The sequence below is a fragment of the Brevibacterium sp. 2SA genome (assembly GCF_005502845.1).
Lineage (GTDB): Bacteria > Actinomycetota > Actinomycetes > Actinomycetales > Brevibacteriaceae > Brevibacterium.
The window spans coordinates 1-24847 of record NZ_SCMW01000054.1; the positions used below are offsets into that span (position 1 = coordinate 1).

Annotated in this window: 21 protein-coding genes and 1 pseudogene; 8 read left to right on the plus strand and 14 right to left on the minus strand. The window is 59.9% G+C overall.

Going from position 1 to position 24847, the window contains the following annotated elements:
• Window positions 1–616 precede the first annotated feature (616 nt).
• The gene (locus FFS20_RS15000; RefSeq protein WP_137826640.1) at window positions 617–1093 is read left to right on the plus strand and encodes a hypothetical protein; all 477 of its coding nucleotides are present in this window, start codon (window positions 617–619) and stop codon (window positions 1091–1093) included.
• 9 nt (window positions 1094–1102) lie between these two features.
• Here the strand turns inward: FFS20_RS15000 and FFS20_RS15005 are convergent, their stop codons facing one another.
• From FFS20_RS15005 to FFS20_RS15030, 5 genes are all read right to left on the minus strand, one after another.
• Window positions 1103–1642 carry a hypothetical protein gene (locus FFS20_RS15005; protein WP_137826641.1) on the minus strand — a complete coding sequence of 180 codons (540 nt, stop codon included), beginning with the start codon at window positions 1640–1642 and terminating at the stop codon, window positions 1103–1105.
• A gap of 15 nt (window positions 1643–1657) precedes the next feature.
• Window positions 1658–2242 (minus strand): A24 family peptidase, encoded by a 585-nt coding sequence (locus tag FFS20_RS15010; protein WP_137826642.1) that lies wholly within the window; start codon window positions 2240–2242, stop codon window positions 1658–1660.
• A gap of 6 nt (window positions 2243–2248) precedes the next feature.
• On the minus strand, window positions 2249–2824 hold the full coding sequence (locus FFS20_RS15015; RefSeq protein ID WP_023164751.1) for a hypothetical protein: 576 nt from the start codon (window positions 2822–2824) through the stop codon (window positions 2249–2251).
• Window positions 2821–7851: a hypothetical protein gene (locus tag FFS20_RS15020; protein WP_137826643.1), complete on the minus strand. Its 5031-nt coding sequence runs from the start codon at window positions 7849–7851 to the stop codon at window positions 2821–2823. Before FFS20_RS15020 ends, FFS20_RS15015 begins: the two co-directional genes overlap by 4 nt.
• A 699-nt stretch (window positions 7852–8550) precedes the next feature.
• Window positions 8551–8754 carry a hypothetical protein gene (locus FFS20_RS15030; RefSeq protein WP_137826644.1) on the minus strand — a complete coding sequence of 68 codons (204 nt, stop codon included), beginning with the start codon at window positions 8752–8754 and terminating at the stop codon, window positions 8551–8553.
• Window positions 8755–9348: 594 nt separating this feature from the next.
• Between FFS20_RS15030 and FFS20_RS15035 the strand changes: the two genes are divergently transcribed.
• Entirely contained in the window at window positions 9349–10017 is a 669-nt protein-coding gene (locus FFS20_RS15035; RefSeq protein ID WP_137826645.1) for a hypothetical protein, read from the plus strand.
• A 976-nt stretch (window positions 10018–10993) separates the two neighbouring features.
• On the opposite strand, the gene FFS20_RS18000 is transcribed toward FFS20_RS15035, so the two are convergent.
• Window positions 10994–11857: a hypothetical protein gene (locus tag FFS20_RS18000; protein ID WP_171007106.1), complete on the minus strand. Its 864-nt coding sequence runs from the start codon at window positions 11855–11857 to the stop codon at window positions 10994–10996.
• 105 nt (window positions 11858–11962) lie between these two features.
• On the opposite strand from FFS20_RS18000, the gene FFS20_RS15045 reads away from it, so the two are divergent.
• Window positions 11963–12595, plus strand: coding sequence for a helix-turn-helix transcriptional regulator (locus tag FFS20_RS15045; protein ID WP_137826647.1), 633 nt, complete (start codon window positions 11963–11965; stop codon window positions 12593–12595).
• Here the strand turns inward: FFS20_RS15045 and FFS20_RS15050 are convergent.
• The 4 genes from FFS20_RS15050 to FFS20_RS15065 form a co-directional block, all read right to left on the minus strand.
• A complete protein-coding gene (locus tag FFS20_RS15050) occupies window positions 12572–13081 on the minus strand; it encodes a hypothetical protein (RefSeq protein ID WP_137826648.1) in 510 nt (169 codons plus the stop codon). The genes FFS20_RS15045 and FFS20_RS15050 overlap by 24 nt on opposite strands.
• 262 nt (window positions 13082–13343) lie before the next feature.
• Window positions 13344–13808, minus strand: coding sequence for a hypothetical protein (locus FFS20_RS15055; RefSeq protein ID WP_137826649.1), 465 nt, complete (start codon window positions 13806–13808; stop codon window positions 13344–13346).
• Window positions 13805–15022, minus strand: a complete 1218-nt coding sequence (locus FFS20_RS15060) for a hypothetical protein (protein WP_137826650.1) — start codon at window positions 15020–15022, stop codon at window positions 13805–13807. The genes FFS20_RS15055 and FFS20_RS15060 overlap by 4 nt, the downstream gene beginning before the upstream one ends.
• A 9-nt stretch (window positions 15023–15031) precedes the next feature.
• On the minus strand, window positions 15032–15409 hold the full coding sequence (locus tag FFS20_RS15065; protein WP_023164759.1) for a hypothetical protein: 378 nt from the start codon (window positions 15407–15409) through the stop codon (window positions 15032–15034).
• Window positions 15410–15639: 230 nt separating this feature from the next.
• Between FFS20_RS15065 and umuD the strand changes: the two genes are divergently transcribed.
• The 3 genes from umuD (at window position 15640) to FFS20_RS18365 (ending at window position 18347) form a co-directional block, all read left to right on the plus strand.
• A complete protein-coding gene (gene umuD / locus FFS20_RS15070; protein ID WP_137826651.1) occupies window positions 15640–16065 on the plus strand; it encodes a translesion error-prone DNA polymerase V autoproteolytic subunit in 426 nt (141 codons plus the stop codon).
• On the plus strand, window positions 16055–17341 hold the full coding sequence (locus FFS20_RS15075) for a Y-family DNA polymerase (protein ID WP_137826652.1): 1287 nt from the start codon (window positions 16055–16057) through the stop codon (window positions 17339–17341). Before umuD ends, FFS20_RS15075 begins: the two co-directional genes overlap by 11 nt.
• Before the next feature lie 631 nt (window positions 17342–17972).
• On the plus strand, window positions 17973–18347 hold the full coding sequence (locus FFS20_RS18365) for a hypothetical protein (RefSeq protein WP_241212361.1): 375 nt from the start codon (window positions 17973–17975) through the stop codon (window positions 18345–18347).
• A gap of 148 nt (window positions 18348–18495) precedes the next feature.
• On the opposite strand, the gene FFS20_RS15085 is transcribed toward FFS20_RS18365, so the two are convergent.
• Together FFS20_RS15085 and FFS20_RS15090 are read right to left on the minus strand one after the other, a co-directional pair.
• Window positions 18496–20667 (minus strand): 3'-5' exonuclease, encoded by a 2172-nt coding sequence (locus tag FFS20_RS15085; RefSeq protein ID WP_125240302.1) that lies wholly within the window; start codon window positions 20665–20667, stop codon window positions 18496–18498.
• A 106-nt stretch (window positions 20668–20773) separates the two neighbouring features.
• On the minus strand, window positions 20774–21124 hold the full coding sequence (locus tag FFS20_RS15090; RefSeq protein WP_125240875.1) for a MerR family transcriptional regulator: 351 nt from the start codon (window positions 21122–21124) through the stop codon (window positions 20774–20776).
• A gap of 311 nt (window positions 21125–21435) precedes the next feature.
• Between FFS20_RS15090 and FFS20_RS15095 the strand changes: the two genes are divergently transcribed.
• Window positions 21436–21648 (plus strand): DUF2795 domain-containing protein, encoded by a 213-nt coding sequence (locus tag FFS20_RS15095; protein WP_009883793.1) that lies wholly within the window; start codon window positions 21436–21438, stop codon window positions 21646–21648.
• A gap of 49 nt (window positions 21649–21697) precedes the next feature.
• Window positions 21698–22012: a hypothetical protein gene (locus FFS20_RS15100; RefSeq protein WP_092104909.1), complete on the plus strand. Its 315-nt coding sequence runs from the start codon at window positions 21698–21700 to the stop codon at window positions 22010–22012.
• Here FFS20_RS15100 and FFS20_RS15105 read toward each other — a convergent pair.
• Both FFS20_RS15105 and FFS20_RS15110 read right to left on the minus strand, forming a co-directional pair.
• Window positions 21993–23609, minus strand: coding sequence for a peptide chain release factor 3 (locus tag FFS20_RS15105; protein WP_125240301.1), 1617 nt, complete (start codon window positions 23607–23609; stop codon window positions 21993–21995). The two genes, FFS20_RS15100 and FFS20_RS15105, sit on opposite strands and share 20 nt — an antisense overlap.
• A gap of 46 nt (window positions 23610–23655) precedes the next feature.
• Window positions 23656–24729: pseudogene (locus tag FFS20_RS15110) on the minus strand (ribonuclease J); the annotation flags it as partial.
• Window positions 24730–24847 lie beyond the last annotated feature (118 nt).

Sequence of the window (24847 nt, forward strand, 5' to 3'; positions counted from 1 at the left end):
GATGCACGTAGCGGCTGCGCCTCACTCAGGCATCGCGTACGGGATCGGCAAGCCGATCCCCCTTATGCTTTGTTGTCGAGACGTGGAGGTAGGTGATGGATGGAGGGTGCGTTATTAAAATGTTATAATTGACGGATTTGGTAATCTATGTGAAGTAGATCTGAGGAGCAATGATGAAAATTGAGGACCGCAAAAGCTTGGTGAGTGTGGCAGAGATCGCGGAGATGATGGAGGTCTCTCCTGCCACGGTCCGTTCGTATGCCTGGCGTGATCCGCAGTTTCCGGAGGTCAAAGAGCGTGTAGGGCGATCGCCAATGCGGGATAAGGCCGAAGTGGAGGCGTATATCTCAGCTCGGCATGGGCGGGTCAACGGTGGCCGCCGTGGGAACTGGTGGCGAGAGAGTCCGAAATGACCGATGAGCTCGATCCTCCGTGGGTGGCTCTGGCCATTCTGAAGTACGGTGCCACTCCTCGTGGGGGAGTGAATACCGCGGTGATGGCTCGCCGGCTACGAGTCTCTCAGAGGACTGTGCAGCGTTGGCTCCACGATGGGATTCCGGCGAGGAGGGAGAGGAACCTGTGGCGGGGTTGGCACCCCCGCCGGGATCTCTTGTCGATGGAGCGTGAGAAGCTGCGCAATGCCCTCGGCGCGAAAGATGCGCTGAAGGTTGGGCGCCAGCGGGGAATCCTGCCGTCCTGGAGGGCGCAGGGGTTCCTCGAGGAGCATGTTGTGTGGATTCGGCAGATGGGTCCCCGACGCGATCGAATTCCGGTCCTGCGCATCCAGTCCTCTAGGCATGATGCTGATGCTGGGTTGCGGGTTCTCTCCTGGTTGGAGACCTACACGGTGGGGGCTACTGCTCTAGGTGAGGACGGAGGCCTTCCTGCTGAGTTTGTGAAGGAGACTGGCGTGCGTGCTTTGATTCGGGTTCCGACAGCGTTCGATGGCGAGATCATCAAATACAGCGCCCTGCATGCTGCCGGCGATTACCGGATTCGGGGGCGCAAAATCGGTGTGATGGGGTCCCGCCACAGTTTGATGTGGCTCGATGGTGGTCCGGAGATCTGTCTCGGCGATTACGTCCACCGATAGACATTCGGACTATCTGCTGTACTTGGCCCAGAGGAACAGCGCAACTGCTCCCGCGATGATGACGAAGGTCAGGGCCTCTACGCTCATTGGGATGCTGGCAGCCACTCTGGTGTAGGCGTCATTGGCGAGGCCACCTGCGGCGAGCACGGTTGGGATAGCGAAAGCGGCGAGTCCGACCCCCCAGTGGGTGTCCAGGACGATTGCTCGAAATGCGGCGAGGGCGCCGGCGATGAGATAGGGCGAGACGGCAGCTGCGCGCCACTGGAACTCGGCGTCCATGTGCCGGGGGATGTCCGCGGGCAAGAGGATGAAGGCGTAGAAGAGCAGGACGAGCGTGGTGAGGATGCCGAGGCCACCGAGGATGCGCATGACTGGGTGTTCATAGGTGCCGAACGTGAGGTCGAAGAGGACCTCACCGACTTTGTCGACATAGATGAAGATCGTGAGGCCGATAAGGGCGATCAGGCTGTAGATGATCCATTCTGTGAGGCTCCAGACCTCGAATTCGATGGCGGGGGTTTCGTTGATGTTGTTGAAGAACGTGATCATGGTGCCCTCCTCGGGTCAGATAGAGGTGAGAAGTCCGGTGATGATGGTCGCGCTTAGGAGGAAGGGGCCGAAGGCGAGCTCGGCCGATGCTGGCTGTCTCAGGCGCATGATTGCGGCGCAGATGGCTCCGCAGATGAATGCGCCTGCCAGGGCGGCCAAGAGTGTCTGGGCGCCGAGTGGGCCGATGACGAGGCCCATGACGGCTGAGAGCTTGATGTCTCCCAGGCCCATTCCTGCTTTTGTGAGGATGGAAAGGGTGTAGAAGGCCCCAGTGGTGATGGTTGCGGCAATGGCACCAGAGGCGAGCGGGGTCCAGTTGTTGGTGAACGCGCAGATCAGAGTCATGCCAATGGCCGCGATGATGCCCCAGATGAGAGTCAGAAGGTCTGGGAGTCGGTGTTCGCGCACGTCGACTGCGGCCATGGTGGGGCCGAGGAGGGCTATTGCGATGAAGCCTGGAGACGATGGTGAGGTCAGGTCCGTCAGGATGGCCGTTCCGCCGGCGAGAATCAGGCCGACGCCCGCGACGGCCAGGAGCATGCTCTTACGTGGGCCGGGTGGGGTGAAGATCCGATACCAATGCTGATGAGTCTCGGTCATGGTGGCCTAGGGACGGTCTGAGAGATTGATGTCGTAGATCTCTCCGAAGTCCCAGTCTTCGAGGTATCGGTCACCGTAGAGGTCGCGCAGCTGTTCCATGGCAGCGTCATCTCCGCCCTCAGCCCAGGCGTCGAGGAGCATGTTGGTGTCATCAGGGCTCAGTGGTCCCGGAAGGGTGACGTCCCGGTCACGGAAGTACTCGGTGCCGGCTTTCCGTGGGCCCTGCATCGCTCCGATCGACACGTACTTGCCGCGCTTGATCCCGGATTTCAGGCCGTTGACGATTGCACGGCGACCACGCTTGGTTGTCGCTGCCTGTCGAGATTTCTGGTTGATGGTCTTCAGGTGTTTCGACGATGGGCGGTTCGTCTCTTTGCCGGAGGTGGTGATCCACCGCTGCACGGTGCGCTGAGAGACTCCGAGTTTCTGTGCCGCGGTCTTGGTATCGACGCCTCCCCTGCGGTTGGTGCCGAACGCGGCCTGGAGCTTCTCGCGAATGTTGCCTGATCCTTCACCGGTGACGTCTCCGCCGCGGCCGGTGAAAGCGTTGAAGAACAGGCCTCTGCGCTTCTTGTCGCTCATTTCAGGCTCTCCATCCACTCAGCGTGGTCGATCAGTTCGTCCTTGCCTTCCCACTTCCCGCCGCCGAGGTGGGGCAGGTGATCGGCGAGGAGGCCGGACTTCTCACATGTGAGCTTCCCGAGTTTGAAATCGAGATCTTCGGGTCGTCCTGGCCATGCGGTGATCGGGTTCGGGTCGTTGCTCGCGTACACGATCGTGTCCGTACCGACTGCTACCGGCCAGGCGCCTGAGTTCGAACCGATCGTGGTGATCTTGCGCAGGATGTTGGCCCGCGCCTTGGCTACGATCGAGAACCAGCGTTCCGGCGCAAACCCATCTTTCGTCGAGTGCTTGCGTGAGGCGAATGTGCCGAAAGTCGTGGTGTAGATGCGCTTGACCATGTCGGAGACGATGAGATCGGCGTGAGCGGGATCCTTGGCTGCGTTGCGGGCATCCCGGAGGATCTTGTACCAGGGCTCGAGGATACGCAGGTGCTCTTCCCAGACCCAGGCCTCATGGATCTGCGGGTCGACCCCGAGGTCTCGAGCGATCTCGAGCGTGGGAGTTGTGACCCAGAACGTTCCGTCCTCTGCGAGGTGCCGGGGTGGATTGAGCGGGTGCGGGATCCTCCAGTCGCCGGCATCGACTCCGGTGATCTTCCAGATACCGGGGATCTTCGGGTCGAAGGTGGGCGTTGTGGTGTGGCTGGGTTCTCCGTAGCCGAGTTCCAGCCCGGAGGTCACGGACAGGTAGGACCCGGACCGGTCGTAGGCGTGGACATAGGTCATGGTGGCTTCGTCCTCGGTGGGTGGCCTCGACCAGGAGAAGTCGACCTCGAGATTCGCCGTCTCGAGTGGTTCGGGTGGAGTATGCGGAGTGAAGAGCTCGAGGCGCTTGTTCTTCGCTCGTGTGGTCTTGAGCAGGTCGATACCGGTGACCGAGGCACCGTGGGAGAAAGGCCTGCGCAGTGCTCGGGCGATGCGCAAGAGCCGGTCGGCGAGCTCGCCGGGAGCGGGATCATCAGCGAGGAGCTCGAGCGTATGGTCGACCAGTGCGGTGACGACGACCATGACTCTCTGGGACCGGTCAGTGGCCGATGACGGCCACAGGCGAGTCCACCCGGTCATCGCATCAGCATCGCCTCCGAGTGACCAGTCGGGGGTGGAGAGGAAGCTGATGCCCTTGGTCGCGTCCTTGAAGGCTTGAGTCCGTCGAGCGGGACGCACATCGTCGATGGCATCGATGGGTATCCCAAGATTTAGGGCTACGGCATCAGTGAGCCAGATCTGGCCCTCGTAGTGGTGGTAGTCGTCATAGTCGAATCCAAGGCCGTGGTCGAGGGCCAGCTGAGCGACATCACCAATCGTGTTGATGTCGGTGACTTCGTAGTGGATGCCACCAGGCAGGTGCAGCCCATCGGTATGCAGGACTGCGGCTGGGATCCCGACCGCCGGCGCCGGCTTCTGCGCTGTCGGTGTCTGCTGTTTCGGAGCCTCGTTGGTCGTCCGTGGTGCCGGGGTGGGCTGGAGTGCCGCTGTGCGTGCGTCCAATGCCGTTTCTCGGCGCTGACGGGTCGAATCCACCCAGCAGGTCACGTGGAGCGGGAATCGGCCGTCGAAGCGCAGCATGGTGGGTTTCTGGCATCGCAGGCATGCTTCCTGGGTGCCGATGGTGGGAGCAACCCGGTGTCCCTCGGCATCGTCGAAGACCATCGAGGCGGCATCTTCAGGAGTTATGCCATCGACTTCTTCGGGGCTCGTGCCCATGGCGTCTGAGTTGTCGTCGATGGGAGCCGGAGGGGTGGGGTCGGCGAAGGTGAGGACCTCGGTGGGGGTTGGGCCACCGTCGAGGGGGAGCATTCCCTGAGGATCCTCGGTGCCAGGTTCGTCGCCGAGGATCCGGTCGAGGTCGAGGACGGCGAATCTGCGACGGGCGCCGAGGGCGGGGATGTTGCGCACGAGAGTGAAGCGCGGGGTTGTGCCTTTGCGCTCTTCGGCCTTGAGGTAGCCCTCGTTGTAGAGAGCTCGGCGGGCGGTGCGTTCGTCGACGGAGATCATTTCCGGGACGAGGCTGAGAGCAGCTTTGAGAATGACACCGAGCTGCCGTTCGGGCAGGAGAAGTTCGGAGGAGCCGTCTTGGCGAATCGCGACATAGCCGTGGTGGCGGCCGAGAGGCTCGGGAGCGGCTTGTTCTCCGTCGTATCCACCGCGGGTGGGTCGTCTCCAGCCGAGGCGGCGGTAGTGCTCTGAGGGGCATCCGCCTTCGATGGCTTCGACGTGCCCGTGGCCTCCTTCGAACCAGGTCACGAGGAGGGAGCGGATACGGGCGCCGGTGCGCATGGGGGCATCGGGGTCGACTGCGGCTTCGGAGGCCGTGGTGAGGGCGGAGAAGACGAGTTGCGCGGTCTGGTCGGCTTCCGTCTCGGTGATGGTGTTTGTCTCGGTGAGGAACTCCAGGAATGCCTCCCAGGCAGCGGCGAGTCTGCTGGTCGCTGCAGCGATGTCGTCGGAGACGTGGCGGGCCCGGAAATCGACCTCGAGGTGAGCGGCGCGTTCGGCGAACTCACGCTGTTTGGTGTGGAGGTCATTGGCCACGATCCACTGCACGAAGCTGCTCATGAGGAGGTTGCGGTCCTCGCGGGCTTCGGGGCGGTCGAGAACGATGATCTTGTCGAGTTCGGTGTCGTTGGCGTCGATCGGCACGCTGAAGGCACGCCGTTCGTCGCTGAAGTTGGCGGGAGGGATCTCGGAGGAGATGATCGCCGAGGTGTGTGGGGGCAGGGACGAGGAGATCTTCTGTCCGGTGCGGTCAGCACGGTCACGGGCGACAGCTCCAAAGATGGACCGGATGAAGCGGCCCATGGCCTTCTCTGCTGCGGCTTGGCCGTCAACGCTGGGAGTGACGTCATCGGCGAAGAGGCAGGTGTCTCGGGCGTGCATTGTCTTGAACCGTGCGACGGTGGCGGTGTCGCCGATGCCGGTGAGTGAGAGTGTCGGAGTCTTCCGGTCCCAGCTGGTGCCGAAGTGGTGCATGGCCAGGGTGGCTACACCGGTCTTGCGGGATCCGGGGAGACCGACGAGGACGAGAGAGTAGTCCATGGGGCCGAACACGGAGCCGAATACCTGGCCGAGGAGGGGCGCGGCGATCCGGTGAGGCAGACCGTTGAGCATGCCGCCGGCTCCGCCGCGGCCGAGAGCCTGGCGAAGAGCTGCACGGTCGGTGGTTGGTGTCATCAATGAGTAGCGGCCGAGGGAGGAATGGAGGTTCGTGGGGATCTCGACGGGCCCGTGGGCGGTGATGGCGCCGCCGGCGTGGACGAATCCGATGCCGTGGCCATCGATGTCATGCCAACCGGTTGACTGGTAGATCGATCGGTGGTCCCAGATCCCTGAGACAGCCTTGATCGCGTCCCAGACTTCAGCGCGGCCGTTCTTCGTCGACGAGTAGGTGACACCGGGCAGTGCAAGGCCTTCGAGCCACACTGATTCACGTGCGTCGTCGAGAGTGACCCTCTTGAGGTACTTCTCTCTGCTGAGTGGGTGCACGTATTCGAAGACGAAGTGGGTGACGGGTACATAGTCTTCGATCGTCGCGGAAGTCGGATCGGTCCCGAGTTCGGGATCGGCGGCGGCTCCGGCGATGACCTCGGCTGCGGGGGCTTCGACCGAGACCACGCGGACGTCGAGGTTGATGATGAGTTTCTTGGTCTTGTCGAAGTCACCATCCTGGTTGGGCTTGTAGGTGACCTTGTAGATTGCGCCGTCGTTGAGTTCGTAGCGAGGACCGCCTTCGGGGATGGCATCCAGCGCTGTGCGGTGGCGTTCGGTTCGAACTTCGCTGAGCTCGATAGGTGCGACGAATTCGTCTGCAGGTGGCTCATCACCGGTGATGGGATCAGTGTCGGCAGGGACGGGGAGTCCAGCGAGCTCGTGAGCGGTCCGAGTAGCGACTTTGGCTGCGGCGAGGTCCTCATCGACAGCGGCAAGGGTCTCGGCGACTCCGTCGAGGCGCTTGGCCATTTTCTGCAGGGTTGCGTAGTCGTCGGTGGCCTGCTCGAACTTGCGGCCGGTATCGGCTGCCCACCAGGAGACCGCCTTCGTGTGCTCGTCGGCCTTCTTCGGGTCGGCCTCGGCTGCGGCTGTCCGCGCCTGAGCTTCATCGAGTGAGGTCTGGATCTTGGCGCAGAGCTCGTGGAATTCGGCTGCGTGCCACATCAGTTCGAGCGTTGGGAGGGAGACCGGGATGAAGTCATCGACGCCGAAACCGGCGTCGATGTGGTCGGTGAAGTCTGCCTTGGCTGAGTCGACCTTGGGCAGGAGCAGAGTGACGGAGGCACCTCGGGAAAGGAGCTGCTGGTGCAGGACCACGCCGCGCTTGTATCCGGCGAGATCCCTGTCGATCACGATGCGGACCTCGGCGTCGAGGAAGATCGGCAGCAGGGTTTCGGGGAACGATCCTGCGCCCTGTGTGTTGGTGGTCGCGACTAGGCCGATCGTTTCGGCGGTTTCGACGTCTTTCTCGCCCTCGAGGCACCAAACGGGGGTCTGGGCGTCAATGGCCTCAAGGATCTGAGGGTGGCGGTAGAGGACGGGCTGGAAATCGAGTGGCTTCGTCGTCGCCCACTCCGTGCCGGCCCAGAATTCCTGCTTGAAAGACTTGTGGCGGGCGCCGGAATCATCGTGAGCTTCGAGGCGATGGACGCGCTGGGTTTCGGTGCCCTCGGCGTTGAAGTACCGGTAGGTGTGCGTCTGTTCCCAGGTCAGTGTTGAGGGATCGATCTTCTCGGGCGCGGTGAGGCGCCGTGGGGGGCGTCCGGACTTCTTCCGTCCGGTGCCGGCACGGCGCTGTCGAGGGCTCCGGCTGGAGCGGGGCCCTGCCTTCTTGGGCAGTGGTTCGTCGAAGAGATCGGCCTGAGTGAGGCCCAGAGCGCTCGTGAGGTCGTCGATCGGGGTGTCCGGTGCGGACATGAGGTGGAGGAGAGTCGCACCGTTCTTCCATGTGACGTGAAGACTTGGCGTGCGTTCGTCGAAGAGGGGGTTGAAAGCCATGAAGTCGCGGGATCCGCGGCCTTTGCTTGGCTGGAGGCCCATGTCGGTCAGGGCGTCCCATACGCGATCAATCGAGGCAAATGCCTGTGATTGAGGGTGTGGTGCCCCTTCATTGGGCGAAACTGTCATGGTAAAATTCCTAGTGACTTCCTGATATAGCTTGTCGGCTTGTTAGGTTCCTAGTCCGGATGGAGTTCCCGCTCCATCCGGACATTTTTTTGTGCTACTTGTCTCTGATCTCCCTGGCTCGTTCCGCGAAGGTTCTGCGTACGTCCGGATCCTTCAGATACGCGTCGACAAATGCGCGCGTGAGATGCCCTATGGTTACGCCGTCTTGGGCGGCGGCCACTTTGAATGCTTGGTACTGATCTGACTCGATGTCCGCGTTGAGGCGTTTGGAGGATGCTGGCATCGCCTGAGTTTTCTCCTGGAGTAAGAGCATCTGGCTGCCTCCCTCTCATTGCAGAATCTATACGTGTACACACTTGAGTATATGAGTAAATGAGTGAAAGGCAAGAGGTAGACACGCCCTGCAACCGAGGCTGGAGATCCCGTACTTCGAAGCTGTGCCCGGGTAAAATGGGTACAACAAAGGCGCTCGTGTTGATGTGAGAACTCAGCGCGGAGCGTGCATAAGAAGTAATTTCGAGGATTCCCCTGTATGCGGCCAGGCATGCGGGGGTTTCTTGTGTCTGGAGGTCAGACTGCCACGGGCAGCACCTCCTTCTGCTGCTCATCGAGGTAGGCAGGCACGGATAGATTGTGCGCTTGGGCCATGATGAGCGCGAGGTAGTCAGATAGCTCGAGATTCTGGCGTCGAGCTTCGTCGCAGTATCGCTTGAAGTGCTCGGTAGGGAAGCGCGCCGTGGTAGCGGTGCGGTCGCCTTTTGATCGTCTAGCCATGGTCCCCATTCAAACTGAATCTGATTCAGATTGATGGTTCCTGTTGCGCGTGTCGTCAAGTTTCTCGTCCTCCTCGCTGTCCTTTGCCATGTAAGCGAGCGGATTGAACGGATCTGACAGGATCCCGAAATTTTTCTCGAGGCCTCAGGGAGGCTGCGTCTGCGAAAAGTAGGCGTCCTGTCTCATCCTTCAGCTAGATGTGTTCTAAGGCTGTGGTTGTGGTGATTGTGGTGACGGGCGATCATCGTTGCAGGTCAAGTGGCATAAGTGGCCACATTTTGGAGTGGTGAGCGGGGGTGTCTCTCGACTGCCTCTGAGTGGGTATATTCCCAGGTCAAGGCATGTATTTGGGTGATCACCACTCGAAGTGGTGAGCGAGTGGTGATTTTGTGGTGATTCAAGCGAAATCACCACAAAATGTCGAAAAGTAGGCGTTTCGGCCAGGACACTTTTAGATACTGTTTGATGTAGATAGATATGCACAAAGTTTTTCGAGTCATTTAGCTACTCTTCTACTTTCTGAGAGAAGTATGTTGCAGTTTGATGACATGTCGAGGAGTGCCGTGGGTGGTGGTATGTCCCTACGCTGTACATATGAGCGGCAGCCGGCGGTTTCTTTTCGATGAGTGGGAGCGTGAAGCCGAATCCTGGTATCAGGGTCATGGCATTGCGAGGACCCGCGTTGCCGAGAAGATGGAGCCGGCTGGTTGGGCGGCATTGTGGGCAGGGTGCGATATCGCTGCGGGGCATCCTCAGCTGGACGATCTGAGGTCAGTAGCTGCAGGTCATCGTGGCAGTAGCGATTGGATCGATGTGGGCTTCGCGCTGGCTGGCCATGAGCTCGCATGCTTCAAAGGGGTACTTCCCCAGTCGGAGATCCCTCTTGTCATCGACCTCTCGGTTGCAGAGATCCGGAAGGCGCTGCAGGCGGCGCGGTCTGGTCATGCTGAGCCGAAGCGTGGCGTTGTGGAGTGGGCGCTCGATCCGGATTCGTTGCCGGATAATCCGTACCTGCGATTGCTTGAGGTGGTGTCGCTCTTGAGCCAGTGGGAGAAGGCCCACAAGCTGCTGCGGGCGACCATGGACTCCTGGCTGACGCGAATGGCGTGGAGGCAGGGAGTGCCGCTGACGAGTTTGGCAGACGCCACGGGGCGCCCAGCGGCATGGGTCCGCCATAAAGTTGGGGGCACTCCCCCGCCGCAGCCAGTGGTCGCTCTCGATTGGTGGCGAGGCGAGAAGCAGCGTCGAGCGCGCTCAGGATGAGCCGCGGATCTCCCCGGTCAGTGCAAAGTTGCGCCAATTGCTCCAGACTTTCGAGAAGGGCACTGACGGCCTGAAGGGTGTCGATGCTGATTTCGCGCTACAGAGTTCGTTTGTGCTCTAGGTGTGGTGATTAGGGTGGCGGATCTGTCCTGTGACTGGAGGCGAGTTCAGATACTCGGCGTGGGGACATACCGAGAGGTGGAGGCATTCGTCGACGTGACGATTGCAATATCGGCACAGCAAGCCGCGCACATTCCCTGTGGAATGGTCGTGATCGATGATCGATCCAACTTCGTTATGGCAGATTGAGCATGCCAGCCCCTGGAGCGCGATGAGATCAGCATAGATCTTCGCGAGCTTCGCGGATCTGTGATGGATCAGAGGATCGGCAGGCGGCCAAGTCGGGAGCTCTGGTCGGCAGCGAAGATTCTCCGGGACTAGCTCAGAGGGAAAGTCTAAGTGTCTCGGCCGAGGAACACGGAGAGGTGAATCGGCATGGTGATCTACGCAGATGAACGCCTTCGTTCTCGGATCGAATAGGTGATACCGGCCGTCGCACCCTTCTCTGGCTTTGATCTCGGTAGGCGTCCGATCGCGATCACGAGGAGGAATCGGACAGGGATGCAGACTGATGCGAGCAATGGCCTGGTCGAATTCGCAGCCGTGGAACTCACACCGGTTTGAGTACCCGCGGAGCCCATGGTGCTTGACCCAGGACCGCCGAGCGGATGGCAAGTCGGAAAGGGTGAGGATAGGTACATAGGAACGCCCGGTGAAGCGGCGGGGATTCGCCCTGCTCACGATCTTTCGCGCCGTGCCCGGGGCGATTCCGTAGGTGGAACCAACCGCTCGGGCGGAGAGCTGATGCTTCTCGGTCATCCAAGCGATTGCGGCATCTGTGACCTCGTCGGATCTGAATGGTCGTGGCATGGAGGGCATCCCAACAGAGTCGGCCGTCGTTGGCAGGAGTTCAGAGCTAGTTGAACCACGGCAATTGCAACAGCTGATCGCCGAGTGCGCCGATCTGACTGCCGGCGAAGCTCGTGACTTGAGTGGCGATCGCGGAAATGAGGGCGTTGACGATCGTGGTCCTCTTCTTCGCGTGGACACTGTCCTCGAGTTCCTGGTGCAGTTCGAGAACCTCGGCGCGTGTTGCGTCATCGAGGTCCTCGTTGAGGATGAGCTGCTTCATCTTGGCAACAATGTCGAGGGCCTCGGCGAGATCCGGGTTGTTCGACTGTTCAACGCTCATTGTGTTGTGCTCACCTTGCTGAATGCCCCCGACTGGTCCCGTGATGTGGTTGGTGTAAGTCGGAGCATTGACCGTGTGCGTGGCGGTCTGGTGTGTGGGTAGATCGCTGGGTGCGTACCTGCGATCGAGGCAGCGGTTGCCGGCGGCGGTCAGCTCAGGGCGAATCGTTCCGGGGCCCCAGGCTCCTGTGCCCTTGATGAAGCCCTCGTCGCGGAGGACCTTGTCGGCCTTGGCGAAGTCGTCTCTGGTGAGGGGCTCAGTGAAATCGTTGGCTGCGGGGGAGTCAGCGACATCGAGGCTTGAGCCTTGGTCTTCGTGTTCACGGACCCATTCGAGTAGCCTCATTTGAGCCGCGTCCGTGCGGTACTTCCGCACCATTGTTCTTCCGATGTGGGCATGGTCGTCTTTGATCTGCATCGACACACCTCCGAGTGTGCGGGCAACAACGACGTAGTCGGCCTTCTCCAGTTCGCTTGTGACCGAGCTGAGGAGGTCTGGTGGACAGACGTCTTCAGGGATCGAATCGTTGCGTGGGTTGTTCAGTGCCAGCCAGATCGCGGTCCGAAAGGCATCGTGCGTCAGCGTCATCAGGTTCCCCAGTCTCCCGGATCATGTGTAGTGGACTTATGGTCTCACGCACCACTGACATTGAACAACTATCGCACAATGTGAAATGAATGTTACTTTTGGATCATGATTACGATTCTTGAAGGCATGCGCCAGCAGCAGGGGTGGACTCAGGAGGACCTGGCCACCCGATCCGGTATTTCCCGCGGCACAATCGTCAGGATCGAGAACTTCCGCTCTCCGTCCTCGGTGACCGCTTCGAAGATCGCTCACGCTTTCGCCGTTGACCTGGGGCTCGAGGAAGATTCGGAGGAGCATCTGGCGAGGACATTACACCTGCGAGATACCGACTCGGATCCGACGATCTCAGTCGCTCAGACGACAGTTGGGCGACTTCTGGCTTGGTTGCCAGGCATCGGTGATAACGAAGATGCCGAATGGCCGGACTTGGGACAGGAGGAGAAGGCATTCTGGGATCATTTGGCTGCCCTCTTCAGCGTGAGTGGGAGCTACCTGCTGGGGAAGTGGAGGTGGTTGAGCGCTGCGTGCCTGGATGACCGGTGGAATATGCACCCAAATGAAATGCGGTACATCCTCCTGTTCGTCCGGCCCGATGACCCGAGTTTCGTTGAGATCCTGACGCGAGTGGTTCCTCAACCTACCGACATGGCTCTGCCGGCCTGTCGGAAGTGGGCCACGGAAATCTACGATGCGGCCTGGACTGTGTATGCAGCTTCAGAGACAGAGTTCCCCTACTGACGAGTCCTGATCGGATGTGGCTGTCAGGAACTCTGTGGGATGGAAGGAGGGGAACTCATCGCCGAGCGCAGCTTGGAGAGGGCGAGTCAGTGGTGTGTAGTTGCTCGCTGTGATGAAGCGGCGGGCGTCGACGGCGGCGATGGCGTCGGCGCTGAGGTGCCAGACCGTTGACCAGAGATCCTGCCATTCTGGGTTCGATGAGATGAGCTCGGGTCCGACCCACTGTCCGCGGGCTTTCAGGGCCTCTCCGGCGGCCACCGCTGGCTCAACTCCGGCGCGAAATGCTGCTTCCCAGGTGTCGTCCCACGGCGATTGCTCACGCCGGTCATATGCGGAGTTCCAGGCTTGAGTGCCCGTCGCAAAGCGGAGCTTCGCTCGGAAGTCGTCGTTGTTGAAGCTGGCGATCGTGCGCGCTTCGGAGAGAGTGAGCTGTGAGAGCCGCTCAAGGAGGTGTGTGGCCTCGGGTGTTTCTGGTGTCCCAGCCATGGTGCGCGTCCTTCGGTGGGGTGATTGTGCTGCTTGGAGCTCACAGGATACGGCGTGGCTCTGACATGCTGTCCGGTGTCCTATTGCGGTGGGGCTGTGGTGCGGGTTGACATTCGGGTGTGCAAGATTTCGAGGATCTTTGCGCGGTCTTCCGAGCAGAGATGTTTGGTTGCAGAGGCTTGTTCGATGTCGGCCAGAGTGGTCGACGTAATCCGTTGTTGGGCGACCTCATCGGCCAGTCTGATCAGCTCAGGAAGACTCTTCATGTATTCGATCTTCCCAGAATCCTTGCGGTGATGTAGGTCGTCATTGCTGCCCGCTGCGAGTGGTTGAGCTTGCTCATGTGGTTGGCGATGGTTCTGAGGGCCTCGTCGAATTCGTCGGGGATCCCTTCGAGATCTTTCTGCAAGCGCTTCGCTGTGACGAACTGCTGATAGTCCGCTCGATCGCGTATTCTCCATCCGGCGAGCTCGTCGACGTCTGTCCATGAATCGACAAGTCGCGGGCCGTTGGGTGATCCGATGTAGATCGCGGAAGGGGCATCGGCGGGGTGGGTGATTTCGAGAACACTTCCGATCGGGCAGGAGAGATAAGCCTTGTGCGCGCCGGCTGTGCGCTCGTGGTCCTCGAGAGATCTGTACCAGTGCGCGATCTTGGTGCCGTTGTAGAGTCGTCGACCGATATAGACGACGCGCTCAGTGGTGATGTTGGGTTCCGTGGGGCTCATTCTGCATCCGCCTTCGTCCGGTCGATGAGTTTGGGCCTGGTGACCACGGTCTGCCGAGTGCCGTGGTAATCTTCATGGCTCTTGACAGTGGCCGTGATGGTGACGGTGTCCCCCTGGTCGACGTCGAAGGCCCAGGCTGCTTTCGTGACGGTCTTCAGAACCGTGGTCCCTGCTTCGATGATGAAGAGCATTGACGTGCTCTCGTGGTAGCCGAAGGACGAATCGACGGCACGTGCGCGGGTGATGGTTCCTGTGATCGTGAGCTTGTCCCCCACCGTGCCGGCGTAGGCGGATTCGGCCTTCTTCTTCACCTCTGCTGCCTGACGGACCTGATCGCCGATCATTCTTTCGTAGGCGACGACTGCGGAGACGACGATGCCGAAATGCCGGGATCCGACGCAGACCCCGCGAAGAGCTGTTGTGAGGTTGATGGTGTAGTCGCTGGTGGTTTCGAGGCCGGAGAGCAGTGCAGGGATGATTTCCTTGGCCTTGGTTGTGGCGGCAGGCATCTCCGGGGAGAGATCATCCCGGACCTTCTTCGCGACCTTCGTCGTTCCGAACAAGTAGTCGTTGACGGCCATGGCGGTGGTGTAGCCGCCATGTGAGCCGGGTTTCCACCCGTAGGCGCGAGAGGCTGCCCACGCGACCGCGACGATGGTCTCCGGGGCGTATTCCAGGGGTGAGTGGGGAAAGCTGCCGAGGAAGTCTGTGACGTCGTCGATCACGGAATCGAGGTCGATGAAGACGGGGCGTCCCTGGTGGCCGGTGAAATCGCGTAAGCAGGTCTTGCCGACCTGTTTGACCTCCCCGGTCTCGACGTTGCGAACAAGGAAGGTGTAGATCCGGTTGGTGCGGATCGCTTTGCAGTGGTCACAGTAGCCGGCGGTGAGAGTGCTGCGATCCACGGCCGCGGCGTCGACTCCGGGAGCTGTCCGGAGGATGAAGTCTTCGCCGTCAGTGGTGTCGATCGTGTCGATGGCGGCGAGGAACTCCCACCCGCCATAACGCGGAGCTTCTCCAGAGATCAGTGTGTCGATGACGATGTAGGTCCGAGTCTCTCCTCCAGGGCCGGTCTCGGAGACTGTGCGCTCGGTTCCCGTGACCTCGATGCGGCCGGTGAAGCCGCGGCGGACGGCCCGGGCATTGATCTTCTCTGTCCGGGCGATCGTTGCGGCGAAGCTGGTGGGGTCGAGGACCCAGGTGGTTTCAGGCATCAGTGCTCCTCACGAGCAGTCGAGTTCGGGCCGATCCTTGTAGAGGATCTGAACGGCGCCAGCGAACGGGATTCCGAAATCAGCCAGCGGACCGAACGCAGCGTCTTCATCGTCGGAGCCTGCGATGTAGGTGACATATCCGCCGTAGTAGTAGTTCCCGTCGTCGTCATACATGCGGAAGCGCACCCGGTGTGAACCGGACTTCTGGACGATTTCGAGAAGGTGATCGTCGGCGTTTGAAGGACCGAGGCGGCCCTTGCTCCGGCCGTCTTCGATGCGGTCTTCAGTGATCACCCAGGCGTATGTTGCGGCGGTAGCGTCGATGCTTCCGTCGATCGTGGGGATCCAGGTCTGCTTGACCATTCCGAGCGGGGTGGTGGGTGTCATCACTGCTCCTTAATCTATGTGACATAGACAAATATAACCAATGATATATAGCTGCGCAAGCGGGAGGGACATACCATCCTGCGCGGCTAGGCGGAGGCCTCTTGATTGATATAGGCCACCAGCCCGCGCGGGTCTGACATGACTCCCGCGAATCCTCCGTCCCTCGCGTGGTGGTCACAGGGGAATGCTCTACAGTATTAGAACTGAAGTTCTATTGATGGTGGTGTGTGATGACCTTGACCGTGCTTCCCCTCAGAGCGCGCACTCCCCTGCAGCTCGTCTACCCTCTCGAGGCGATTCGAGCAGGATTCCCTTCTCCGGCGCAGGACTACGCGGACTCTTCGATCGACCTCAACGAGGTGCTCATCGCCGACAAGACGTCGACCTTCATCGTGAGAGTGGCTGGTGATTCGATGGAGGGCGCCGGCATTTTCGACGGTGACGAGATCCTCGTCGACCGGTCACTGGAACCGAGGTCCGGCGATGTCGTCGTGGCCGTCGTGGATGGGGAGCTCACACTCAAACGGTTGATCATCGATGCCCGCGGTGCCCACCTCGAGGCAGAGAACGCTGCCTATCCCCCGATCTATGTGTCCGAGCTCTCGGAGCTCTCAGTGTGGGGCGTGGTCACCTACGGGATCCGCCATGTCCGATGATCGAACGCAGCAGATTGCCCTTGTCGACTGCAACAGCTTCTACGCTTCGGCGGAGCGAGTCTTCGACCCCACGCTCGAGGGCAGGCCTGTCGTGGTGCTGTCGAACAACGACGGATGTGCAGTCGCGATGTCGGCTGAGGCGAAGCGGCTCGGGATCCCGATGGGCGAGCCATGGTTCAAGCTCGAGCCTGATGCGGCCCGACTCGGTCTCGTGGCGAGATCATCGAACTACGAGCTCTATGGGGATCTCTCCTCACGAGTGATGGAGTTGCTTGGCCGGTTCTCGGCATGGCAGGAGGTCTATTCCATCGACGAAGCATTCCTCGGTCTCACCGGCACCCTCGGTGAGTTGGGCGACACCGGTCGATCGATGAAGGCTGCTGTGGCCAGGAATGTCGGCCTTCCGGTCTGTGTGGGAATCGCGCCCACCAAAACCCTGGCGAAGATGGCCAACAAGTGGGCGAAGAAGGTGCCCAGCTTCGGCGGTGTGTGCGTGTGGGAGCAGGTGCCGGCAGATGACCGCCAGGCGCTCATGCGGCGGCTTCCGGTCACGGAGATCTGGGGTGTTGCTGGCCGACTCGGCGCCCGTCTCGCGGGACTTGGCATCTACACGGTCGCTGACCTTGCCGCGTCGGACCCGGCAATCATGCGCCGGCGCTTCTCTGTTGTCCTCGAGCGCACGATCAGGGAACTCAACGGTGTCCCGTGCATCGCATTTGAGACGCCGAAAGAGGGCAAGGACCAGCTGATCTTCTCGAGGTCGTTTTCGAAGAAGATCACCGAGGTGAATGAGATCCGCCAGGTCCTCTCGATCTACGCGCAACAGGCTGCCGCGCGGCTGGCGCGTCATCGGCAACAGGCCAAGCAGCTGCTTGCGTTCGCGGGGACATCCCATTTCGTCGCCGCAGCCGATCGCCACCACCCGAGCGTATCCGTTCCACTCCCCGTGCCGACTGCGGATCCCGTCGACCTCACCAAAGCTGCGTTGAGGATCCTCCCCGAGATCCGCCCCGGAGCCCGCTACGCCCGGGCCGGAGTCATCGTCACTGACCTCTCCCCCGCTGGGGTGCAGCCAACGTTGCCGGGGTTCACCTCGGAGATGGAGGATAGGAAGATCGCAACCATCATCGACGAGGTGACGACCAAGCTCGGCCGTGACAATCTCGGCCTTGGATTCGGCGGGCTGAAGTCAGGCGTGGACTGGCAGATGGCCCGAACCATGCTCTCGCCGAGGTGCACGACTCATTGGGGTGAGCTCGCTACCGTCAGGGCCTGATCCGAGGGGCCGGCGCTGGAGATGTCAGAGCAGCGTGATAGATCTGAGGGCATGTCGACTCTTGGCCCCTATCAGGACCCCGCTGTGCGTGAGTGGTTCGATTCTCTGCCCAACCCGGACTACTGGGAGAACTGCCGGCGGATGGGGGAAGAGAGCCTGGCGCGGGCGAGAGCAGAGCATGCGGCGCAACGCGGAGACTAGCGCGCACAGCATGTCGACTGAAAGCTGTCCGTGACTGTTGGCCGTAGCCATGGGAGACTGCGAGCATGTGCGGACGATACACGCTGGATGTGAGTCTGAGCATTATTCACCTAATGCAACAGTCTAGCTTTCACCTGTCGACGCTCCCTCTCAGAGGGCAATGTCACATAGGGTTGAAGGGGCTGATGCAAGGAGAGGTGACAAATCCCGTGCAGGACGTGGTCGAACCCTTCGGCTAGTGCATGGGCACGAACATCCTTTGAGTTTGCGAGCAGACCGGTCCAATTTAAATCACGATTCATTCCGGTGCACTCGAGTGAAGCTGCCAATTCCGATATTCCTCCTGCCTCCTTGCTGGGAGATTCAGCATTTGAGATCTCAACGTCCTGAATTCCTTGTTCCGGCACACTTACCGGACGTCGCTGTCTGCATGAGCACTCCAGTCAGAGGGCAGGGCAACGACGTTGGTCTGCTGGACTGCACAGATCCACCACTTGCCGGCGCACTCGATCAGCGTCCACGTGCCCGAGTTACACCGCACATCACCTTCACCCGCAGTCGTCTCCTGAAGCGTGTGCACAATTGCAATCGTTGGGGCGAGGAAGCCAACGCTCTCCACCTTCAAGGCAACGTGAAGACCGTGCGCGTGCCCTTCCAAGCGTTCTTTGTGATAGCTATGGATCGCGTCCCAACCAGTCATTCTTTGACCTGCGGCAGTGACTTGGACGGCGTCTCGACTGAAATGGGCATCGAAGATGTCGGCGTCTTGCTGATGGAATCCGTCTTCAAGCCGTTTAAATACTGAAGTGATTTCGCTTCTGGCTCGTTTGTCTGAATTGTCGATCAGTCCAGTTGGGCGCACCCTGACTCCTCCGAGATGACGTGTGTCTGCACCTTGTGAAATTCTACGCCTGCGAAGGAGACAGGCACGGTGTCATCAGGGCCCTCGTGCCCTATCCGAAGACGGCTGCTTGTCTCGACGAACCTCGGGTAGACACTGTTCTGTCATTCGTCGGCTCGGCAAAGGCGAGATAGGACGGAAGCTCGCCGAAATAGGTGAGGTACAGTTCGTGCATTGCTCTGGTGCAGGCGATGTAGAGCATGCTTTTGTCGACGTCGGACGTGTACCTGTCAGCGGACACGCCAGGCACAATCACCGTATCGAACTCGAGACCTTTGGCCACGTGAGCCGAAGTGATGACCACTCCGCTTGCGAACTCCTCGCTGTCATAGTCGAGTAAGGTCATGTCAGCACCTGCCTCTCTCAACGCATCATGCAATTCCCTGGCTTGTTCGATTGTTCGGCACACAATGCCCAGCGACTGCTGTGGCCCTGCTGAATGAGAATCGATCAGATTCGTGATCACGGCCACCTCGTCGAGTGTGTCCTCGGTGCGAATGACCTCCGGGGGTCGGCCGTGCCGATCGACCGATTCGAGGCGATCATTGTGTGAGATGCCCTGTGCGAAGGAAATGATCTCAGACGTCGAGCGATAGCTGCGATACATCTCCAAACAGTTGGCCTCGGGGAAGATCTCGCGGATCGTCGACAGGCTCGAGGAGCTGAATGGGTTCACCTTCTGATCAGCATCGCCAAGAATCGTCATGCGACAGGGGAAAAGCGCTTTGACTACGGCGTATTGAGCCGGCGTGTAGTCCTGCATCTCATCGACGAGTAAGTGGCGGATATTCTGATAGGTTTCAAACTCAGTCGTCCTCAGCCGCGTGAGAATAAGCGGAAAGACATCAGCGTATTCGAGTCGATTGCGCCCGGCCATGACAAACAGCCCCTTCTCTTCGCGTGAGGCCAGGAACGCCTTATACATCGACAACGGGTCCTTATAGGGGAACAGTCCGAGAACCTGCTTCCTGACTTCCCGTTCGTCAGCGGTCTTCCACCCGCGACGATCCTTCTTAAAACGCTGTCCCAGAGTGGTCACGGCAATCTTCGCCGCGCGTTCGAGACAAGCGAAGACGGGCAGGAAACTGCATCGTTCGAAGATTTCGGCCATCTCCGCAGCCGAAATCTCCTCCCCACGATGGCTGACCGCACTCGGGGCGAGTGTGGTGGCGATTTCGGTGTGAATCCAGGTTTCGAGATCATCGACGAAATCAGCTCCGGCTTTGTGCCGCATCCGATCGGAAGCCGCGTCGTGAGGATGCTCGAGAACGTGAGAGACCTGCTCATTGAAAGTCTGGAAGCCCAGTTTGGGAGGCAGATATTTCTCTGCCAGGGTCCCGAAATCGATTTCAGCGATCTGTTCCTCACCGAGTTCCGGCAGCACTCCGGAGATGTAGTCGGTGAAGACCTTGTTGGGCGAGAGGATCATGACATTTGACGAGTTGAGGCTCTCTTTGAACCGGTAGAGCAAGAAGGCGACTCGGTGAAGAGCGATCGATGTCTTGCCGGACCCAGCCACGCCTTGCAGGATGAGCACTTCAGCGGCCTCGTTGCGAATGATCGCGTTCTGCTCACGTTGAATGGTCGCGACAATGTTTTGCATTTTGTCATCGGCGGAGCGGCTGAGTTCTCGCTGGAGTATCTCATCGTCGATGTTGAGAGCCGACTCGATGACATATTCCATCTGCCCCTGGGCGATCTTGTATTGCCGTTTGCCAGTGATTTCACCATCAATCTGGCCAGCAGGGGCAGTGAAAGATGCTGGGCCCGACTCGTAGTCATAGAACAGGCTCGATACAGGCGCCCGCCAGTCGTGTACGAGGATGTCCTTGGTACCAGGGCGATAGAAATTGTGGACGCCGATGTAGATCTCCTCAGCAGGAAATTCATCGGAGGCATCCGCCGAGTAACCTGTGCGCTCAGGCTTGTCGCGGGTGAAATCGACACGACCGAAATAAGGAGAATCCTGAAGTTTCTCGATCCTCTTGCGCGTCTTTACCGTGTACTCTCCCAGGCCGACGGCCGTTGAGACCAGTGTGCGGATATTTGCCTTCTCCGCGGCGTCCATATCGCGTTGGTTATTCCAGATGAGTTCCTTCTGCGACTGGATCGTGGCATCACTCGTCGCGATCTGATCGGCGACTCGGACGAGTTCGGTGTCGATGAGGGCAAGAGTCGCCGCCAGCTTCTGTCGCTCCTCAGTTTCCATCTGGGATTCTGTCATGAGTGCTCCGTTCCACAGGGGTATCCACCTATAACTCTACATTTACGTAACTGTAGAGTTGAAGTCGGGCCACCCGGAGGTAACGCGCTCTGGAGTGTGGGGGGTTCTACACGCTTCCAAGTTCGGCGATGAATTCGTCGGCCTTGGCCAGTTGCACCACGAGACGCTCCCGCCGCTGTGCGGCGTCCTGCCGGAAGGCCTCCAGTGCTTCCTCGGCACCAGCGCCGGCTCCAGAGGCGCGCGAATCGATGACCGATAGCAACTCCGACATCTGCTCGAGAGAATAGCCGAGGGGCTTCATGTTCTTAATGAGAACGAGACGCCCGAGGTCGGCGGGAGAATAAAGCCTGAATCCTCCGTCGGTTCGCCCAGAAGGAGCGACCAGGCCGATCTCGTCGTAATGTCGTATCGTCCGCAGTGACAGGCCAGCGCGGTCTGCCACCTCTCCGATGTGCATTACATGGTCATCGGTCACACTACCCACCCACACTTTCGTAATCTCCTGGCGGCGCACACCTTGCCCCGAGTTCATGATTTCGCACCTGTCGATACAGTCTACGAGCATTAGGTCGCGAGACGACCACATTGTCGACTCAACACTCACGTAAGGGTAGAGTTAAGGCCATAGGCAACCGCGCTGCTCACCGACCGCCCTGGCACTGATGAGGGCAACGGCAGCGGTTGACTCCGTATCGCTTTCGCCGTCTACCGGGCGGTGTCTTTGCCGGGACAGCCTGGACCTGTCCCACGACTTAGGAGGTTTTCACTATGGATCCGGTCACTCGTCTCGAACTGGTACGCGCCATATCGTCTGCATTTGGATCGACCTCGGTCTCCTCAACTCAGTTGATTGAGGCCGCCCGCACAGCCCACGCCCGGAAGGAGGTACTCGAGACACTGTCGCAGGTCGATCCGGATGCCTCTTTCCGCACCGTCCGTGACCTCTGGACGGTCTTTCCTGAGATGCCTGTCGACGTCTGACATCACACGCTCATCACACACGTGAAATCTCTACAGAAAGTAGGCCGATTTGCCTGTCAATCCTCGTATCAACGAAACAACTGTCCAAGTACTGTCATCACTGTATGAACACTCACGCAGCTTCGCCTCCGATCATGGGCGTGAAATCGAGGCGATCAACAACAGCAATAGCGTCGAGGTCGCCGAGTTCCTGACCCGCGTCCTCGCCGAAGACGCAGCACGTGCGATCAGATGCCAACACTTGCTCGAGCAGGTCTTCTCCGGCGAAGACGACTTCCTCTCCGGGCTGGCGGAATCAAGCACTCAAGAGACGCAGACACCAACCGTGTCAGGGGACGCCGACGCTAGTCTTTTGCGGCCATGAACGGTTTGCACATTAGATCGGGGTGGGCTCGGCTCACCGATTGCAGGCGCCACTGGTCGCTGAACACCGCGATCAGCTCACCGTCTGCCCGCTCGAGGACCTCCACACCGCGTTCGGCGTTAAGAGTGCCCGCCGATCGCTCATCCGTACGACGCGCCAGCGAATAGTTCAGCATCTCCAAGCGGATCGGAGCACCCAGCTCGCCGCGCAGTCGGTGGTCTGCGACCTCGAATTGCATGGGACCGACAGCGGCGAGGACGGGAGCCTGGTCTCCACGCAGATCTGAGCGAAGCACCTGAACGACACCTTCTGCCTCCAGTTGGGCGATCCCGCGACGAAACTGTTTATAGCGACTGTTGTCCAAAGCCCGGGCCACAGCGAAGTGCTCCGGTGAGAAGGTAGGCATCGGCGGGAACTCAACAGGCGTATGCGTGTAGAGGGTATCGCCAATCGTCAATGCTGAGGCGTTGACGAGACCGACGACATCGCCAGGGAACGCCATATCGACGACGTCGCGAGACTGACCGAACGTCTGCTGAGCATATTTGGTCGCGAATCCGCGGCCCGTGCGGGCAATGGTCACGTTCATGCCGCGTCGGAAGATTCCTGAGCAGATGCGCATATAGGCTAGGCGGTCACGGTGTGCTGAATCCATGCCCGATTGAAGCTTGAAGACGAAGGCACTAAACGGTTCTTCGAGAGCACGAGTCTCGCCGTTGGCGGTGTTTCGAGCTTCAGGTGCTGGGGCGAGGTCAACGAGGATGTCGAGGAGGCGTCGTACCCCGAAATTGCGAACCGCGGCGGCAAAGATCACTGGTGTGGACAGGCCAGCAAGAAAGGTCTCCTGATCGTGATCGTCGCCCGATGCGCTGAGCAGGTCCGCCCCTTCGAGGGCCGTCGTCCAATCCTGGCCGACCCGTGCAGCGGCCTCGTCTGGTGCGAAATGCTCCTCCGGTGCAATCTGTGCACCTCCAGCGGTGGCTGTGAGCTCAACATATTCGCCGGTTTCTCGGTCAAGGAACCCGTGGAAGTCTCCCGATATCCCCACCGGCCAGGTCAAAGGGGTCGGTTCGAGGCCGGTCTTCTCAGTGATTTCGTCCATGAGCTCAAGGGGATCCAGACCTGGGCGATCCCATTTGTTGATGACTGTGATGATGGGAATGCCGCGATGTCTGCACACCTCGAAGAGCTTCATCGTCTGAGTCTCGATGCCCTTGGCTGCATCGATGAGCATGATGGCAGCATCGACTGCTGCCAAGACGCGGTAGGTGTCTTCGGAGAAGTCGGCGTGGCCTGGGGTATCAAGCAGGTTGAGGACGGTATCGCGATACATCAGTTGAAGCGATGCCGAGGTGATGGAGATACCTCGATCTTGTTCCATGTCCATCCAGTCGGAGACGGTGCTTTTGCGACTGGCCTTGCCATGTATGTGACCGGCCTCGCTGATGGCATGAGCGTGGAGGGCAAGTGCCTCAGTGAGGGTCGACTTGCCAGCATCCGGATGACTGATGACGGCAAAGGTGCGGCGGCGAGCCCCCTGCCTGACCGCCTCGACAGCGTCGTCGTGGGTGTGTCCGTTCGTGTGGTTCGTTGTCATCTCGCCTCTCCATCAGTTCCTCGTCATTGACGTTCAGGAGGCTGGTCTAGGCGAAGATGACGACAGCAGTCACCAAAGGGGCCCGCCGATAGGCTCGCACAAGATGGCGTTTGATCGTGGTGGAGATCAAAGCCTCCAGACCGTTCGTGTCGTCAATTTCAGACGTCGCCGGCTTCGCCAAGGCCGAGTCGACCTTCTTTGCCGCTGAGTTGAAGATTGTCTCGTCGTGGATGAATCCGCGAGAGATGAACTCCAGTGGTTCGGCCAAGGTATTGGTATCGGCGTCAACGATCGCGACGACGGTGACCACTCCACCCTCTTGGAGTAGTCGGCGCTCTCCCAGGGTCTTTTCGGTGACTTTGCCAACGGTGTCGCCATCGACATAGACCAATCCAGCCTCGACCTTGCCAGAGATCCGAGCAGCACCGTCAACGAGGTCGACCGTGTAGCCGTCAGCTGCGATGAGGACGTTGTCAGGCGTGATTCCTGTTCGGATCGCCAGATCGGCATTGGCTCGTAAGTGTTTGGATTCTCCGTGCACGGGCATCACGGAGGTCGGTTTGATGAGGTTATAGCAATAGATCAACTCGCCCGCAGAGGCGTGCCCAGAGACGTGGACTTTGGCATTGCCTTTATGCACGACACGCACCCCAAGGTCCGTGAGTTTGTTGATGATGCCGTAGATCGCATTCTCGTTGCCGGGGATCAGGGAGCTGGCCATAAGGACAACGTCGTCGGCATTAAGGCGAATCTGGTGAGTGTCGCTGGCCATGCGCGCCAGGGCCGCCAACGGTTCGCCTTGCGACCCGGTGCACACGATCGTGACCTTCTCATCAGGCATAGTGTGCAGCTTCTTGAAGTCAACGATGAGTCCACGCGGAATCGTGAGATATCCCAGATCCCGGGCGATACCCATGTTCTTGACCATGGATCGACCGACGAAAGCGACCTTGCGTCCATGGGCGTGCGCGGCGTCGAGGACCTGCTGGATGCGATGAACATGACTGGCAAAGCTGGAGACAATGATGCGTTTCGGTGCCGTGGCGAAAACATGATCGATGGCTGGAGTGAGTTCACGCTCGGAGGTGGTGAACCCGGGGACTTCAGCATTGGTCGAGTCTGCCAGGTGGGGTGTGACACTTCTCGTAGACAGTCGTTACCAGGAAGGCACGACAGGGAATCATGTCTACGAATCGCAGGACGTTCACGCCGGAGTTCAAAGCCGACGCGGTCCAGTT